A 15,219-nucleotide genomic window follows, 5' to 3' on the forward strand; every position below is an offset into this window, starting at 1 on the left:
TCCAGCCGCCGCGCGTGTCGCCCCCCGCGTCGCAGCTGTAGTTAGGCGGTACGAGCTCCGCTTCACCGAACGCCCGGGCACCTCATCGTCCGGGTAGGTTCCCGCGCCGTGCCGCCGCCCTTCCCCCGGACACCCCTTTTCCCATCCCCGCCCATCCCCTCACCGGTCTCGTCGCCGTCTCCATCGGCCCGACGATCGGTCTGGTGACCAACCCCGGCCGCGGCACCCACCTCTCCACCAGCGGCCTCAAGGCCCCTGCGGACTCCGGCTCCTGGGTCGACTTCCTGACCGGAATCATCCCGACCAACATCGCGGACGCCTTCCTCAAGGTGAACGTCCTGCAGATCGTCTTCCTCGCCGTGGTGGCCGGAGCCGCGATCCTCAAGGTCGGCGAGAAGGCCGCGCCGATCCTCAAGCTCAACGAGTCGCTGCTCGAACTCGTGCAGACCGCCCTGTGGTGGGTGATCCGGCTCGCCCCGCTCGGCACCCTCGGCCTGATCGGCAAGTCGGTGGCCGTGTACGGCTGGGACCTGCTGCAGCCGCTGGCCACCTTCACCGCCGACATCTACCTCGGCTGCGCGCTGGTGCTGTTCGGCGTCTACCCGCTGCTGCTGCGCTTCGTCGGCGGACTCAACCCGCTCAACTTCTTCAAGGGCGCCTGGCCCGCCATCCAGCTGGCCTTCGTCTCGCGCTCCTCGGTCGGCACCCTGCCGGTCACCCGCCGGGTCACCGAACGCCTCGGCGTCCCCGGCGAGTACGCGAGTTTCGCCGTCCCGTTGGGTAGTCGTAGTTAGGGGAGATGAGGGCGGGGGTATGAGCAAGGATGTCACTCCCCGTGATTTTCTGTGGTCCAGCCGGCGTCGGGGACCCGGACGGAAACGGACATGCCGGGCGCAGTGGTGGGAGTGGAGAGTAGTGATGCGCAGCTCGTTCCCGTGGCGTCGCTGGCGTCCATCTGACGGCTTGTGCGGCGGGCAACTGCACGACATGCACGAAGCCCCTACAGGGCCCAGGCGAGCCTTGCAGGGGCTGGGTGGAGGGTCGGTCAGACGGTGCCGAAGTCGCCCGCCTTGACCCTGGCGACGAACGCAGCGAACGCGTCGGTAGGGAAGATCAGGGCGCCACCCTGGGGGTTCTTCGAGTCACGGACGGGGACGGCACCCGGGAAGCCGTCGGCAACCTCGATGCAGTCGCCGCCGTTGCCGCTGTACGTGCTCTTGCGCCAGCTGGCGGCGGTCAGGTCAGGAAGCATGTTCAAAGTCCTCTCGTAGCCTGCGGAACATGGTCAGCGATGCAGCCGGGGACTGCGCTTCGGCTTGAAGTTGATCGTAGTCCTCAGCCCAGCTGGCCACGGTCTCACTATCCCGCTCCAGGTAGCCGCGCTGAAGCCCTTCCGTGTACCCAAGCATCACGCGGCCTGGCATCGTGAGCAGCGTCACGGGGTGGCTTAGCGGGTGTGCCTCGGCGATGGAGTGAAGTGCAATCTGAATCGTCGTCTTCGGCTGCTGGGCAACGTCCTCGAGGTGTCGAAGCTGGCGGATCATCACGTCCGGCCCGCCGATGGGTCGGTCAAGGCATGTCTCGTCCATGATGGTGCGAAGGGTCGGACGTGGTGTCTTGGCGAAGATCCGTTGGCGGTCGAGCAGGAACCTTACGCGCGCGTCGGCCTGGCTCTGGCTGATCTTGCCCCGCCGAACGTTGGCTGTCTCCATAGCGGTCGCGTACTCCGCCGTCTGCAACAGGCCGGGGATGATCCGAGGCTGAAAGATCCGGAGCGCTGTCGCGTTGGCTTCGTGAGCCACATACTCCGGGAAACCCGGAATCAAGGAACCGTTCTTCCAACTCCACCACAGGAGCTCAAGAGACCCCCCAGTGTTCAGGTGGTGGTCGGCTCGCTGTACGAAGGTCAAGCTCGGTGGCTCTTTTGCCGTCTCCGTGTTCGAGATGTAGGTGTTGGAGTAGCCAACCAAGAGCCCCAGTCCAACCTGTGTCAGCCCTGCTGCCTCGCGTGACCTGCGAAGTTGAACGGCCAATGCTGCCAATGGTGATGATGTTGGATCAAGTGTTCGCCGGTTCATGGTCGCCCCCAACTTGAGGTGAGTTCGGTTCCAGAGTTGAAGTGCTTCCGATCGTAGGGCTTGCTGCCGATTCTTGTAGTGGGATCACTACAGGGAGCAGCCGTGACAGAGCTGGAACGCATGAACGAGATGCTGAGACGTCACCAGCAGGAAGCGGAGGACGCTGCGGCAGCGCTGGCGACAGCATTTCAAGTAGCCGAACTGGCCGAACTGCCCGGCCTGCGACCGGCGTTCCACGCAACAGGGATCAAACAGGGCCCGCATGTATACCTGGGCGGGTGCTCGGCCCGACTGGCGCTAGAAATCGCCAACGCGCTGACGGTGTATGCCCGTTGCACGGGGAAGCTGGTCGACGGAGAGTCGTCGCCCATGCTGCGCGCGGTGCTGGCCGATGCAGGTGTGACCCCGGCTCTGCCCAGTAACGGAGTGGTGATTATCCGAGGGGAACTGACATGAGCGCCAAGCCAGTTGTTCCCGCCGTCGGCACGTACGTCGTTGACCTCCGATCGGACCGTGTCGCCGAGGTCATGGACTACCGCGCGGGGGTCCTGTACCTCCGCAAGCCCGCCGGCGGACCGGAATGGACGAGACTCGTCTCGCAGGTCCGGGAGGCAGCTCCTGGAGAGTCCCTGAGTGCCCGTGTGGCCCGTGCAAATGCTGAGAGCAGGCGGTGCGCCGGATGAGCCGCAATCCACCCGCAGAGTTCCGGCTCAGGTTCATGTGGTCGCCCGGCGAGTGCTTCAAGTGCGAAGTGCTTGCCGAGGTAGCCGAGTTGGGGACACTGACCGTCGGGGGAGTGGCTGTTCCTGTCGCTGCCTGTCACGTCTGCGCATGGCGCCTGGAGAGGCACCACCACAACGTCAGGAAGACCCGTCTGCGGGTGCAGATGGCCAGGGCCTGGCAACGAGCCGGACGGACGCTCAGAGAGCCCGTAGCGGCCCCATGGACACCCGCCCTGGGCGGGCCCTGCAAGTGCACGACGACATGGGGAGAGTCCCCGTGTCGGCACAACGTCAGGAGGAATCGATCATGAACTGCCCCGTGTGTGGCGCGCAGATGTACAGCAACGGCAAGGGCCAATTCGCGTGCGGGTCCTGCGGTGCGGTGCGGGCGGTACCGTTGATCGTGCTCCCGTTCCCCGCGTTCCCGCCACCCGCCGAGAGGTAGCCAATGCCCGCCACCGTCGCCCACTCGCGCTACTGCCCCATGTGCGGAACTCCTGTGAAGGACGGCCCCGCTGGCGGGTTCGTCTGCCCGCAGTGCAACCACGTGCAGGAACCGCCCGGAGCACACAAAGCCCGTAAAGAGGCTGCCAGGGCGCGAGCGGAACGGGTGGCGGCAGCTGCGCAGCAGCGCGAGGAAGAGCGTCAGCGGGTGCTGGAAGAGGCCCGCAAGGTCAGCTGACCCGCGAACAGGCCCCGTTCGCTCAGTCCCCAAGGCTGGCCGGGCGGGGCTTCGCTGTCCCCTGGTGGGCCGTTTCCGCAGGTCGGGGTACATCTTCCTTAAGTGCTACTGTCGTTCGGCGCGACGACCAAGATGGACGGCTGCGCCGCGATCTACCCGTCGATCGCCGCGATCTTCGTGGCCCAGGTCTACGGCATCCACCTCGGCATCGGCGACTACCTGCTGATCGCCTTCGTCTCGGTGATCGGCTCCGCCGCCACCGCCGGCCTCACCGGCGCCATCGTGCTGCTGACCCTGACCCTGACCCTGACCCTGACCCTCTCCACCCTCGGCCTCCCGCTGGAGGGCGTCGGCCTGCTGCTCGCCATCGACCCGATCCTGGACATGATGCGCACGGCGACCAACGTCGCCGGTCAAGCGGTCATCCCGATCCTGGTCGCGGCCCGCGAGAAGACCCTCGACCTGGCCGCGTACAACAACCCCACCGACGAGCTCCAGCCGGCGTCCGTTCCGGCCCAGGCCGAGAGCGCTGCGAAGGTCCCCGTGGCCGCCTGACACACAGACACTGGCGGGCCTCAATCCTCGCCTCCTGCCTCAGATCTGGTGGAACAGGTAGCTCTCGACATCGGGTGGAGGCTGTCGGCTCACCATGACGTAGACCGGTCCGTAGGGAGCGGACTGAGCCACCTCCCAGTTCTGCCACTGATCCAGGTCATATCTGCAGAAGCGTTGGAGAAGGTGGATGAACTGCTGGGCCTCGTCGCGGGATAGTGGGCCGTCCTGCTTGCTGTCGTCCATGGACGGCACAGTACTGCGCTGTTGGCCAACGGCCGTCGGGAGGGGAACCTGTGCTGCTGCGTGAGCGGATTCCAGTTGGTGGTTCGGCCAGGGACATGTGGGGGGAACTCCCGAAGAAGGAGCGGCTTCGGGTCATCAGTGAGGCCAGGCACAGTCGCGCGTACGACGATCAGCGAGTAGCTGCCATTGCGGTGGGCTGGGCATGGCAGGTTCTGGGACCGCCCGAGACACGACGGAAGCCCAGCACCTGGGAGCGGCTGCTCTTCATCCTCGACGTCCTCACGACCACTGCCGGTAGCAGCACGGGCGTGGACATCTTCGACGGATCCGCCACCCGGGACAGCAACCCGTACGTCCGCAGCAGGGCCAAGCTGATCGAGGCGGCGAACCCTGTCGCCGCCTGACCCGGGCGTCACTCGTTGGTGTGGAGGCGCCGTTGCGGCGGGCGGTGACGAGTAGCGTGGTCGGCAATCAGGAGGAAGGGGAAGCTGTGGGAGCACTGCCTCGCACGTACACCTCCGACGCGGTCGACCCGGAGCTGGCGCTGAAGTACGCGATCCAGCACATCAGGGGCGACCGCGCGCAGATCGTGGAGGGTGCGATCGAGTGCAGGGCGCCGAGTTGGGACCACGAGGCGGCAGCCGCCAGTGTCCGACGTCAGATCGACTCCAGGCTTGTGGAGCTGGGCTGTGTCGCGGGGTCCGGAAATCTGGACCTTCCGGGGTCCAGCAACTGGTACATCCCGGACGTCGCCGTCGTTCCGCAGAGGCTGGTCAAGGGAGCCGAGGCGCTACTGCCGGATCAGACCCTGCTGGTCGTCGAGGTGACCTCGGACTCCAACGCCGACATCGACCGGCTGGTGAAGCGTCGCCGGTACGCGGAGTACGGCGCGCCGCTCTACCTGCTGGTGGACCGCCAGGAGCGGACCTGCACGCTCTTCTCCGAGCCCGGGCCGCTGGGCTACACCAAGGCGGAGGGGCCGTACCCGTTCGGGACGGCGGTGCGGCTGCCGGAGCCGTTCGGGCTGGCGATCGAGACCGGGGACTTCTAGAGGGCGCGGAAACGGCAGGGGGCCCGCCGGTCTTGTGACGTGGCGGGCCCCCTTGGTACTGCAAGTCATGCTCTGCGGCCCTGGGGAGGGCCGGCGTGGGACCCGGCCGGGGCGAGGTCCTGAGCGATCAGGTCATCCGGAGGATGATCAAACGACGCTGACGTTCTCCGCCTGCGGGCCCTTCGGACCCTGGGTGACGTCGAACGAGACCGCCTGGTTCTCCTCCAGCGAGCGGAAACCGTTCGCGTTGATGGCGGAGTAGTGGACGAAGACGTCGGGGCCGCCGCCGTCCTGGGCGATGAAGCCGAAGCCCTTCTCAGCGTTGAACCACTTGACGGTTCCCTGAGCCATGCCGTTCTCCTTGCGAGGGACGTGGTGGATGCCACACCGTGTGGCATCCGGTCCGCTGCGCTGATCGCCCCGCCTCCGGGTGGGCCCGGAGTTTTTCGCAACAATGCTGAAAAACTACAAAAAGCCCGCGGGTTACATGCTCCGCAGGCTTCAAGTACTGCAAGGGGAATCAAACTGCAACTGGGTGGAACGGTAGCACGCAGGCGCGGGCGCGACCAGAGGCTCCTTGACCCGCCCGGGTGGTGTCTCGGGTGGTGTCGGGGAGGGGCCTGGAGGGCTCGCGACCAGGGGCAGGCATACCCTGCGAAGACAGGACGAACGGGCAGAGGGAGCATGCGGTGGCTGGTCTGGTGGAAGGCTCTGGGATCTCGAGCGGTGCGAGCGCTACGGACGTCGCGGCGGGACAGCGGCAGGTGCGGCCCCGGGTCGGCCACATTCAGTTCCTGAACTGTCTGCCCCTCTACTGGGGGCTGGCCCGCACCGGCAGCCTGCTCGACCTCGACCTCGCCAAGGACACCCCCGAGAAGCTCAGCGACCGCCTGGTGAACGGCTCGCTCGACATCGGTCCGATCACCTGCGTGGAGTACCTGCGGCACGCCGACGAGCTGGTGGTGCTGCCGGACATCGCGGTCGGCAGCGACGGTCCGGTGATGTCCTGCGTGATCGTCAGCAAGGTGCCGCTCGCCGAGCTGGACGGCCGTCCGGTCGCGCTCGGCTCGACCAGCCGGACGTCGGTGCGGCTGGCCCAGCTGCTGCTGGAGGAGCGCGAGGGGGTCCAGCCCGCCTACTTCAGCAGCCCGCCCGACCTGGAGGCGATGCTCGCGCAGGCGGACGCCGCCGTGCTGATCGGCGACCCCGCCCTGCGGGCCACCCTGGAGGCCACCCCGGAGAGCGGGCTGACCGTCCATGACCTCGGGCTGATGTGGAAGGAGTGGACCGGGCTGCCGTTCGTCTTCGCGGTCTGGGCGGCCCGGCGGGACTTCGCCGACAGCCGGCCCGAGACGGTGGCGGAGGTGCACCGGGCGTTCCTGGAGTCCCGGGACCTCTCGCTCGCCGAGGCCGGCCAGGTGGCCGCGCAGGCGGCGCGCTGGGAGAACTTCGACGCGCCGGTGCTGGAGCGCTACTTCAGCCAGGCGCTGGACTTCTCGCTGGGCGAGCGGCAGCTGGCCGGCATCGCCGAGTTCGCCCGCCGGGTCGGCCACGACAGCGGGTTCGCCCCCGACGTGGTGGTCCGGCTGCTCCAGCCGGCGGTCCCGAACTAGAGCACGAACCAGAGCCCGTACGGAGGGTCCAGGGCGCTGCGGGCGAACTGCACAAAAGGGGCCCGGGGCCCTGGCGTAGGCTGGTCCGGTCATCTCTCCGGACAGAAAGTAGGCCCCCAGGTGTCCGAGCCCGCAGCGACTTCCGACGCGCCCAGCACCGATCTGCAGGCCGTCCTCGACCGGGCCGCGGCCGGGGGCCGGATCTCCGCGGAGGAGGCCCTGGAGCTCTACCGCTCCGCGCCGCTGCACGCGCTCGGCGCGGCCGCCGACGCGGTGCGCCGCCGCCGCTACGCCGGTACCGAGCACATCGCGACGTACATCATCGAACGCAACATCAACTACACCAACGTCTGTGTGACGGCCTGCAAGTTCTGCGCCTTCTACGTGGCGCCCAAGAGCGACAAGGGCTGGTCCCGCGACCTCGACGAGATCCTGCGCCGCTGCGCGGAGACCGTCGAGCTGGGCGGCACCCAGATCATGTTCCAGGGCGGTCACCACCCGGACTACGGCGTCGAGTACTACGAGCGCGCCTTCTCCGCCATCAAGGCCGACTTCCCGCAGCTGGTGATCCACTCGCTGGGCGCCTCCGAGGTCGAGCACATGGCGCGGCTGTCCAAGGTGTCCGTCGGGGAGGCGATCACCCGGATCCACGCGGCCGGCCTGGACTCGTTCGCCGGCGCCGGCGCCGAGCTGCTGCCCGAGCGGCCGCGCAAGGCGATCGCGCCGCTCAAGGAGTCCGGCGAGCGCTGGCTGGAGATCATGGAGATCTCGCACGGCCTGGGCGTCGAGTCCACCTCGACCATGCTGATGGGCACCGGCGAGACCAACGCCGAGCGGATCGAGCACCTGCGGATGATCCGCGAGGTGCAGGACCGGACGGGCGGCTTCCGCGCGTTCATCCCGTACACGTACCAGCCGCAGAACAACCACCTCAAGGGCTCCACCCAGGCGACCGTCTTCGAGTACCTGCGGATGATCGCGATCGCCCGGCTCTTCCTCGACAACGTGGCCCACATCCAGGGCTCCTGGCTGACCACCGGCAAGGAGGCCGGCCAGCTCTCGCTGCACTACGGCGCGGACGACCTGGGCTCGGTCATGCTGGAGGAGAACGTGGTCTCGGCGGCCGGCGCCAAGCACCGCTCCAACCTCACCGAGCTGATCCACCTGATCCGCACCGCCGGGCGCACCCCCGCGCAGCGCTCCACCACGTACGAGCACCTGCGGGTGCTGGACGACCCGGCGAACGACCCGGTCGACCCGCGGGTGGCCTCGCACATCGCCTCCACCGCGATCGAGGGCGGCACCGCGCACCCGGAGCTGAAGATCCTCAGCACCACCTGATGCTGACCCTGCACCGGGCCACCGTCCTGCTGGCCTCCCCCACCGCCCCGCCGGTCTCCGACGGGGCGGTGCTGGTGCGCGGGGACCGGGTGGCGGCGCTCGGCCGCTACGAGGAGCTGGCGGCCGCGCACCCCGAGGCGCGGGTGCGGGCCTGGGAGGGGACGCTGACGCCGGGCCGGGCGCATCCGTACGGCGGGCTGCTGCTGGAGCGGTGCTACCACCCCGACCCGCGCGAGGAGCTCGGCGAGGACCCGCTCGCGCCGCCCCGCGAGCTGACCGACGCCGACTGGGGTGCCAGCGCCCGGCGCGGCCTGCAGCGGCTGCTGGCGCACGGGACGACGGCGCTGGCCGGTCCGTTCGAGCGGGCGGCGGTGCGGACGGCGGTGAGCCGGTCCGGACTGCTGGTGGTGCCGCCGATCACCGGGGTGACCGGAATTGGTGCTGCGTCGACCGGATCGGACCGCTTTGTGGCCGAACTCATGATCGGGCCGGCGGCCTTCGCGATGTCCGTTCCCCACGGTGCGCTGACCCCCGGGGGACGGGCGGACTTCGCGGTGTTCGAGGGCGCCCCCGAACCCGCCGAGGACCCCTCCCACCAGGCCTGCGCGGCCACCGTGCTGGCCGGGCGGCTGCTCCACCGCAGGCGCTGAGCCGCCGCCCGGGAGATCGTCGGCATCCGAACTTCGGCTGCGCGCGGACGTCCTGATCCCCCCTCGCCGTGACCTGAGGGTGTGCCAGCAGTTACGATCCCGGTCAGTCCTGCGTGCCCGTCCCGGTGGAGCAGGACAACCTCACCACGCCGTTCGGAAGTCAGGTCAGCGCCCAGCATGCGATCCCCGTCCGCCGCCCCAAGGATCGGCCGAGGTTGGTACCTCGGGGCCGTACTCAGCGCCGTGCTGGCGCTCGGTATGTGCCTGCTCGGCTGGCGGCAGGCCGACCTCGCGGACCGGATCGGCGCGCATCCCGTCCGGGTCCAGGGCACCGTCACCCGGCTGCCCGGCGGCAGCGCCACGTACAGCGCCGTCAGCTACCAGGCCGACGGCGGGCAGCGCCGCGCCACCGACCTCACCCTGCCGACCACCGCCAAGGTCGGAGACCCGATCTGCCTGGAGCACGCCGCCGACGACGCGGGCGCCGTCCGGGTCTGCGACCAGCACTACCCGCAGGCCGCCGGGGTCCGGCTGGCGCAGATCAGCGTGCCGGTCGCCCTGCTGCTCTGCGCGCTCTGCCTGGGGCGGATCCTGCGCTTCCGGCGGGCCGAGGGGATCCGGGTGCGCGGGGAGCGCACCAGGATCAGCGCGACGGTGGCCTTCGCGACCGAGGCGCTGGCCGACGGGATGCCGGCGATCACCCACGGCAAGCGCTCCCGGCGGCGCCGCAAGGGCGGCCGCCGCGCGCTGCGCTGAGCCCGCGCGCAGCACTGTCGTCGCCAGGGTGAACAATGGGGGCGTGATGACCCGAGCCTCTCTGGACAAGCAGCCGCACGAAGTCGCCGCCATGTTCGACGACGTCGCCGCCAAGTACGACCGGACCAACGACGTGCTCTCGCTCGGCCAGGCCCGCGCCTGGCGCCGCGCGGTGGCCGAGGCGGTCGCCGCCCAGCCCGGTGAGCTGGTGCTGGACCTCGGCGCGGGCACCGGCACCTCCTCGCTCCCGTTCGTGGAGGCCGGCGCCAAGGTCGTCCCCTGCGACTTCTCGATCGGCATGCTCGCCGAGGGCAAGCGCCGCAACCCCGACCTCCCGCTGACGGCCGGCGACGCGACCCGGCTGCCCTTCGCCGACGCCTCGTTCGACGCCGTCACGATCTCCTTCGCGCTGCGCAACGTCCAGGACACCGACGCCGCCCTGCGCGAGATGTACCGGGTCACCAAGCCCGGCGGCAAGGTCGTGATCTGCGAGTTCTCCACCCCGACCTGGACGCCGCTGCGGACCGTCTACACCGAGTACCTGATGCGCGCCCTGCCGCCCGTCGCCACCCGCGTCAGCAGCAACCCCGACGCGTACGTCTACCTCGCCGAGTCCATCCGCGCCTGGCCCGACCAGCCCGAACTGGCCGTCAAGCTCCAGCAGGCCGGCTGGACCAAGGTCGCCTGGCGCAACCTCACCGGCGGCATCGTCGCCCTGCACCGCGGCACCCGCTGAGCGGGCGGCACCCGCTGACCGATCGACCGAGCGGCCACCGCCCGGGCCCGTAGTGGCCGGGCCATGGCGTGGGGTGGGTGCGCCGTAGACTGCTCGGGACCGTCAGCCCTTGCCTTGCCGCTGTGCTCAGGAGTGTGCCCATCGTGACCGTGACCGAGACCGCCGTCGAGAGCACCGCTGACGTCATCGTGGTGGGGGCGGGCCCGGCGGGCGCGACCACGGCGTACTACCTCGCGCAGGCCGGGCTTGATGTGCTGCTGCTGGAGAAGACCGAGTTCCCGCGGGAGAAGGTGTGCGGGGACGGTCTGACGCCGCGTGCCACCAAGCAGCTGGTGGACATGGGGATCGACGTGTCCACCTCGAACGGCTGGCTGCACAACAAGGGGCTGCGGATCATCGGTGGCGGGGTCCGGCTGGAGCTGGACTGGCCCGAGCTGTCGGCGTTCCCGGACTACGGACTGGTGCGCAAGCGGGCCGACTTCGACGAACTGCTGGCCCGGCAGGCCGAGAAGGCCGGGGCGCGGCTGTACGAGCGCTGCAACGTCTCCGGGCCGGTGCTCGACGAGCGGACCGGGCGGATCGTCGGGGTGAGCGCGAAGCTGGGTGAGGACAAGCGCGAGGTGGTCTTCCGCGCGCCGCTGGTGGTCGCCGCCGACGGCAACTCCACCCGGCTCTCGCTGGCGATGGGTCTGCACCGCCGCGAGGACCGTCCGATGGGCGTCGCGTACCGGACGTACTTCACCTCGCCGCGGCACGACGACGACTACCTGGAGTCCTGGCTGGAGCTCTGGGACACCCGCGGTGGCGACAAGAAGCTGCTGCCCGGCTACGGCTGGATCTTCGGGATGGGCGACGGCACCTCGAACGTCGGCCTCGGCATCCTCAACTCCTCGCCGGCGTTCGGCGAGTTGGACTGGCGCGAGGTCCTCAAGGCGTGGTGCGCGAGCATGCCGGAGGAGTGGGGCTACACGCCCGACAACATGACCGACCCGATCCGCGGTGCGGCGCTGCCGATGGCGTTCAACCGTCAACCGCACTACACCCGCGGGCTGCTGCTGGTCGGCGACGCGGCGGGCATGGTCAACCCGTTCAACGGCGAGGGCATCGCCTACGCGATGGAGTCCGGCCAGATCGCGGCCCGCACGATCGTCCAGGCCCACGCCCGGGTCACCCCGGCCGGCCGCGAGCGTGCGCTGCACGCCTACCCGGCCACCCTGAAGGACGTCTACGGCGGCTACTACACGCTGGGCCGCGGCTTCGTGAAGCTGATCGGCAACCCGAAGATCATGCAGCTGGCCACCCAGCGCGGTCTGACGCACCCGATGCTGATGAAGTTCGTGCTGAAGATGCTGGCGAACCTGACCGACCCGCAGGGCGGCGACGCGATGGACCGCATCATCAACGGCCTGGCGAAGGTCGCCCCGAACGCCTGAGTCCGGGGGCGACCTGCGCCAACGGATGCGTCAGCGGGTGTTGCTGATCCTGACGTGCTTGATGTTGACGGGGAGCGTCGGGTAGCCGTCGCCCGGGCCGTTCTGGTCGTCCTCGCCGCCGGCGGCGATCTTCTGCAGGACGTCGAGGCCGGCGGTGATCTTGCCGAACGGGGTGTAGGCGGGGGAGAGCTTGGTGTCCTTCCAGACGAAGAAGAACTGGCTGCCGTTGGTGTTCGGGCCCGCGTTGGCCATCGCGACGGTGCCGGCGGGGTAGGTGGCGCCGGTCAGGTTCTCGTCGTTGAAGGAGTAGCCGGGGCCGCCGCTACCGGTGCCGGTCGGGTCGCCGCACTGCAGGACCCACAGGCGCTGGGTGGTGAGCCGGTGGCAGTGGGTGTCGTCGAAGTAGCTGTGGTCGGCGAGGAAGCGGAACGAGAAGGTGGTGCAGGGCGCCTGGGCGGTCAGCGCCTGGAAGGTGATCGAGCCCTGGCTGGTCCTCAGGGTCGCGCTGTAGGGCTTGGCGGCCTTCTTGGCGTCGAAGACCGGGATGCCCTGGAAGTTGTCGGCGGGCACCGAGGCCGTGTATCCGCAGGAGGCCGTGGGGGCGGCCGCCGCCGGGGCTGCCTTCGCGTCAGGTGAGACGGTGGCGGCGGACGCGGCGCTGGTGGCGCCGAGGACCAGGGCAGCGGCGGCAGCGGCGGTGACGAGACGCTTGCGGGGCATGGGTGGGGCCTCCGGGGAGAGGAGAGGGGAAGACGGGCCTGGCATGTCCACCCCATCGTGCCCAGGGGGCACTTGAATCATTCCTGCCAACAGCCCTTGGCCGAACGACTGTTCGTGCCAGGATCAGGCGGATGCTGATCAACCGTAACTTCCGTCTGCTCTGGGCGGGTCAGGCCGTCTCGCTGACCGGGGACACGGTCTTCGACACCACGCTGACCCTCTGGGTGGGGACGGTCCTGCTCGCCGGCCGCCCGTACGCGCCGGCCGCCGTCGCCGGGCTGCTGGCCGCCGCGGCCGTCGCCACGCTGCTGGTCGCACCGCTGGCCGGGGTCTTCGTCGACCGCTGGGACCGCCGCCGGACGATGCTCGCGGCCGATCTGGTCCGCGCCGCCCTGATCGGCGGCGTGGCGGCGATGACGTTCCTGCCTACTGGGACGGTGCCGACCGGGGTGACGGTGGTCGTCGTCTACCTGGCGGTCTTCCTCAACGCGGCGGTCTCGCAGTTCTTCGGTCCGGCGAGGTTCGCGATCCTCGGCGAGGTGCTGGCGGAGGCGGACCGGGCCCGGGCGGCCGGGATCGGGCAGTCGACGGTGGGCATCGCGGCCGTCCTCGGGCCCCCGCTGGCGGCGCCGCTGCTCTTCACCGCCGGTGTGCGCTGGGCCCTGCTGCTGAACGCGGTCTCCTTCCTGGTCTCCTTCGCCCTGGTGCACGCGGTCCGCCCGGAGCCCGGGCAGTCGCCGGAGCGCGGGCACCGGCCCGGGGTCTGGCCCGAACTCCTCGCGGGACTGCGGATGGTGGCGTCGCGCGGGGTGGTCAAGGCCCTGCTGATCACCGTCGTCCTGGTGTCACTCGGCTTCTCCGCGCTCAACGCGGTCAACGTCTTCTTCCTCACCGACAACCTGCACGTCGCCGGCAGGTGGTACGGAACGCTGGAGATGGTGCTCGGCATCGGCCTGCTGAGCGGTTCGGTGCTGGCCGCGCCGATGGGACGGCGGTTCGGCTACCACCGGACGTTCCCGCTGGGGCTGTTGGCCGCCGGCGCGCTGCTGGTCGGGTACTCCCGGACGACGCAGCTGTGGTCGGCGCTCGCGCTGACGACCGCGCTCGGGGCGGCGCTCGCGATCCTCAACGCGGCGGTGGCTCCGCTGCTGGTCGAGGCGGTGCCGGCCGAGTACCTGGGTCGGGTCTTCTCGGCGGTCGGGCCGGTCGCGCAGCTGGCCAACATGGTGGGGATGAGTGCGGCGGGGTGGTTCGCCGGCAGTGTGCCGCGCGACTTCCACGTCGAGGTCGGCGGGGTGGGGCTGGGCCGGATCGACCTGGTCATCGGCTGCTCGGGCCTGCTCACGGTGGCCGCCGGCCTGTACGCGCTGTACGGGCTGCGCCTGCGGTCCAGTAAAGGCGTTTGATCACACCATCGGCACTCGGGGAGGATGACAGGTTCGCCGTCCTGCCTCGGAGGGAACCACCCGCATGAGAACTCCTTCACAAGTCGCGCCCCGCGGGATCGTCACCGACCTTCCCGTCCTGCTGGTCGCGGTGGTCTGGGGTTCCAGCTACCTCGCCGTCAAGCACCTCGCGACGCCGGCCACCGTCCTGCCGACGCTGGTGCTGCGCTTCGGCCTGGTGCTTCCGTTCCTCGCGGTGATCGCCTGGCGGGGGCTGCGCGGGCTGAACCGCGGTGAGTGGCTGGGCGGTGCGCTGCTCGGCGGCATCCTCGGTGCGATCTTCCTGGTGGAGACGTACGGCGTGGTGCACACCTCGGCCACCAACGCCGGGCTGATCATCAGCTTCACCATGGTCCTCACCCCGCTCGCGGAGAGCCTGGTCGGCCGCACCCCGCTCCCGCGCGCCTTCGTCGCCGCGGCCGGGCTCTCGGTGGTCGGGGTCGGCCTGCTCACCGAGGGCGCGGGCCTGCGCGCCCCCTCGGCCGGCGACCTGCTGATGCTCGCCGCGGCCGGGATCCGCACGGTGCACCTGCTGGCGATGTCGCGGACCAAGGTGCTCAGGGACACCGACCCGATCGCCCTGACCTGGGTCCAACTCGCCACGGCTGCCGCGATCTTCGTCGTGGTGTCACCCTTCGCCGGTCCGAGCCCGTGGTCGCTGGCGGCCTCGTACGGGCCCGGCCAGTGGGCCGACCTGCTCTACCTCGGGCTGTTCTGCACGCTGGTCGCGTTCCTGGTCCAGATGTGGGCGGTCCGGGCGACCTCGCCGTCCCGGGTCAGCCTGCTGCTCGGCACCGAGCCGCTCTGGGCGGCCGTGGTCGGCATCGTCCTCGGCGGCGACCGGCTGGTGCCGCTCGCGTTCTGCGGCGGCCTGCTGGTGCTGGCCGGTACCGCGTGGGGCCGCCGGGCCGTGGTTCCGGCCGCGCGCGACGTTCTGGAGCCACTGCCGGCCTGACTCCGCGGCCCTCGAAAGCCCCCGCGCACCGACCGGTGCGCGGGGGCTTTCGTGCGCTTGTGAACGAAAGGTCAAGCGACGGTTCCACGGGGTCCACCCGGGAGGGTGAGGGCCATTAGCACGTCAACATGAAGCCCGTAAATTTGCGATGAGCGCGCCATAGTTGATATAGGCGCACGGCTCTGACCAGTCACTTCGCCGATGAATATGACACTTTGTGACCATTTGGGTTCGTTGCG

At 69.8% G+C, this 15,219-nt stretch carries 16 protein-coding genes and 2 pseudogenes; 13 read left to right on the forward strand and 5 right to left on the reverse strand.

The window, feature by feature from the left end; translation table 11 throughout:
* Positions 1-158: 158 nt before the first annotated feature.
* Positions 159-785 (forward strand): annotated as a pseudogene (locus tag P3T37_RS16800) (cation:dicarboxylase symporter family transporter); the annotation flags it as partial.
* 260 nt (positions 786-1,045) lie between these two features.
* Here P3T37_RS16800 and P3T37_RS16805 read toward each other — a convergent pair.
* Entirely contained in the window at positions 1,046-1,252 is a 207-nt protein-coding gene (locus tag P3T37_RS16805) for a DUF397 domain-containing protein (RefSeq protein ID WP_280724471.1), read from the reverse strand.
* A complete protein-coding gene (locus P3T37_RS16810) occupies positions 1,242-2,078 on the reverse strand; it encodes a helix-turn-helix transcriptional regulator (RefSeq protein WP_280724472.1) in 837 nt (278 codons plus the stop codon). The genes P3T37_RS16805 and P3T37_RS16810 overlap by 11 nt, the downstream gene beginning before the upstream one ends.
* A gap of 102 nt (positions 2,079-2,180) precedes the next feature.
* Here P3T37_RS16810 and P3T37_RS16815 point away from each other — a divergent pair, with 102 nt between their 5' ends.
* Together P3T37_RS16815 and P3T37_RS16820 are read left to right on the forward strand one after the other, a co-directional pair.
* Positions 2,181-2,534 (forward strand): hypothetical protein, encoded by a 354-nt coding sequence (locus P3T37_RS16815; RefSeq protein ID WP_280724473.1) that lies wholly within the window; start codon positions 2,181-2,183, stop codon positions 2,532-2,534.
* Between the two features lie 1,062 nt (positions 2,535-3,596).
* Positions 3,597-4,037 (forward strand): annotated as a pseudogene (locus tag P3T37_RS16820) (cation:dicarboxylase symporter family transporter); the annotation flags it as partial.
* A gap of 39 nt (positions 4,038-4,076) precedes the next feature.
* On the opposite strand, the gene P3T37_RS16825 reads toward P3T37_RS16820, so the two are convergent.
* Entirely contained in the window at positions 4,077-4,280 is a 204-nt protein-coding gene (locus P3T37_RS16825; RefSeq protein WP_280724474.1) for a hypothetical protein, read from the reverse strand.
* 50 nt (positions 4,281-4,330) lie between these two features.
* On the opposite strand from P3T37_RS16825, the gene P3T37_RS16830 reads away from it, so the two are divergent.
* On the forward strand, positions 4,331-4,684 hold the full coding sequence (locus P3T37_RS16830) for a hypothetical protein (RefSeq protein WP_280724475.1): 354 nt from the start codon (positions 4,331-4,333) through the stop codon (positions 4,682-4,684).
* 86 nt (positions 4,685-4,770) lie between these two features.
* A complete protein-coding gene (locus tag P3T37_RS16835) occupies positions 4,771-5,331 on the forward strand; it encodes a Uma2 family endonuclease (RefSeq protein WP_280724476.1) in 561 nt (186 codons plus the stop codon).
* Positions 5,332-5,478: 147 nt separating this feature from the next.
* On the opposite strand, the gene P3T37_RS16840 is transcribed toward P3T37_RS16835, so the two are convergent.
* Positions 5,479-5,682: a cold-shock protein gene (locus P3T37_RS16840; RefSeq protein ID WP_035798641.1), complete on the reverse strand. Its 204-nt coding sequence runs from the start codon at positions 5,680-5,682 to the stop codon at positions 5,479-5,481.
* Positions 5,683-6,047: 365 nt separating this feature from the next.
* On the opposite strand from P3T37_RS16840, the gene P3T37_RS16845 reads away from it, so the two are divergent.
* The 6 genes from P3T37_RS16845 to P3T37_RS16870 all read left to right on the forward strand — a co-directional run bounded on the left by P3T37_RS16845 (position 6,048) and on the right by P3T37_RS16870 (position 11,860).
* Entirely contained in the window at positions 6,048-6,944 is an 897-nt protein-coding gene (locus P3T37_RS16845) for a menaquinone biosynthesis protein (RefSeq protein ID WP_280724556.1), read from the forward strand.
* 120 nt (positions 6,945-7,064) lie between these two features.
* Complete coding sequence (gene mqnC / locus P3T37_RS16850) at positions 7,065-8,285, forward strand: cyclic dehypoxanthinyl futalosine synthase (RefSeq protein ID WP_280724477.1); 1,221 nt, start codon at positions 7,065-7,067, stop codon at positions 8,283-8,285.
* Positions 8,285-8,935 carry a hypothetical protein gene (locus tag P3T37_RS16855; RefSeq protein ID WP_280724478.1) on the forward strand — a complete coding sequence of 217 codons (651 nt, stop codon included), beginning with the start codon at positions 8,285-8,287 and terminating at the stop codon, positions 8,933-8,935. The genes mqnC and P3T37_RS16855 overlap by 1 nt, the downstream gene beginning before the upstream one ends.
* 177 nt (positions 8,936-9,112) lie before the next feature.
* Positions 9,113-9,691 carry a hypothetical protein gene (locus P3T37_RS16860; RefSeq protein WP_280724479.1) on the forward strand — a complete coding sequence of 193 codons (579 nt, stop codon included), beginning with the start codon at positions 9,113-9,115 and terminating at the stop codon, positions 9,689-9,691.
* 46 nt (positions 9,692-9,737) lie between these two features.
* Positions 9,738-10,427 carry a demethylmenaquinone methyltransferase gene (locus P3T37_RS16865; RefSeq protein ID WP_280724480.1) on the forward strand — a complete coding sequence of 230 codons (690 nt, stop codon included), beginning with the start codon at positions 9,738-9,740 and terminating at the stop codon, positions 10,425-10,427.
* A 149-nt stretch (positions 10,428-10,576) separates the two neighbouring features.
* Positions 10,577-11,860, forward strand: coding sequence for a geranylgeranyl reductase family protein (locus P3T37_RS16870; protein WP_280724557.1), 1,284 nt, complete (start codon positions 10,577-10,579; stop codon positions 11,858-11,860).
* Positions 11,861-11,890: 30 nt separating this feature from the next.
* On the opposite strand, the gene P3T37_RS16875 is transcribed toward P3T37_RS16870, so the two are convergent.
* Positions 11,891-12,580 carry a peptidylprolyl isomerase gene (locus tag P3T37_RS16875; RefSeq protein ID WP_280724481.1) on the reverse strand — a complete coding sequence of 230 codons (690 nt, stop codon included), beginning with the start codon at positions 12,578-12,580 and terminating at the stop codon, positions 11,891-11,893.
* Between the two features lie 131 nt (positions 12,581-12,711).
* On the opposite strand from P3T37_RS16875, the gene P3T37_RS16880 reads away from it, so the two are divergent.
* A complete protein-coding gene (locus P3T37_RS16880) occupies positions 12,712-13,986 on the forward strand; it encodes an MFS transporter (protein WP_280724482.1) in 1,275 nt (424 codons plus the stop codon).
* A 64-nt stretch (positions 13,987-14,050) separates the two neighbouring features.
* The gene (locus P3T37_RS16885) at positions 14,051-14,980 is read left to right on the forward strand and encodes a DMT family transporter (protein WP_280724483.1); all 930 of its coding nucleotides are present in this window, start codon (positions 14,051-14,053) and stop codon (positions 14,978-14,980) included.
* The last annotated feature ends 239 nt before the right edge of the window (positions 14,981-15,219 follow it).

Origin of the sequence: Kitasatospora sp. MAA4 (genome assembly GCF_029893355.1) — a bacterium.
GTDB lineage: Bacteria > Actinomycetota > Actinomycetes > Streptomycetales > Streptomycetaceae > Kitasatospora.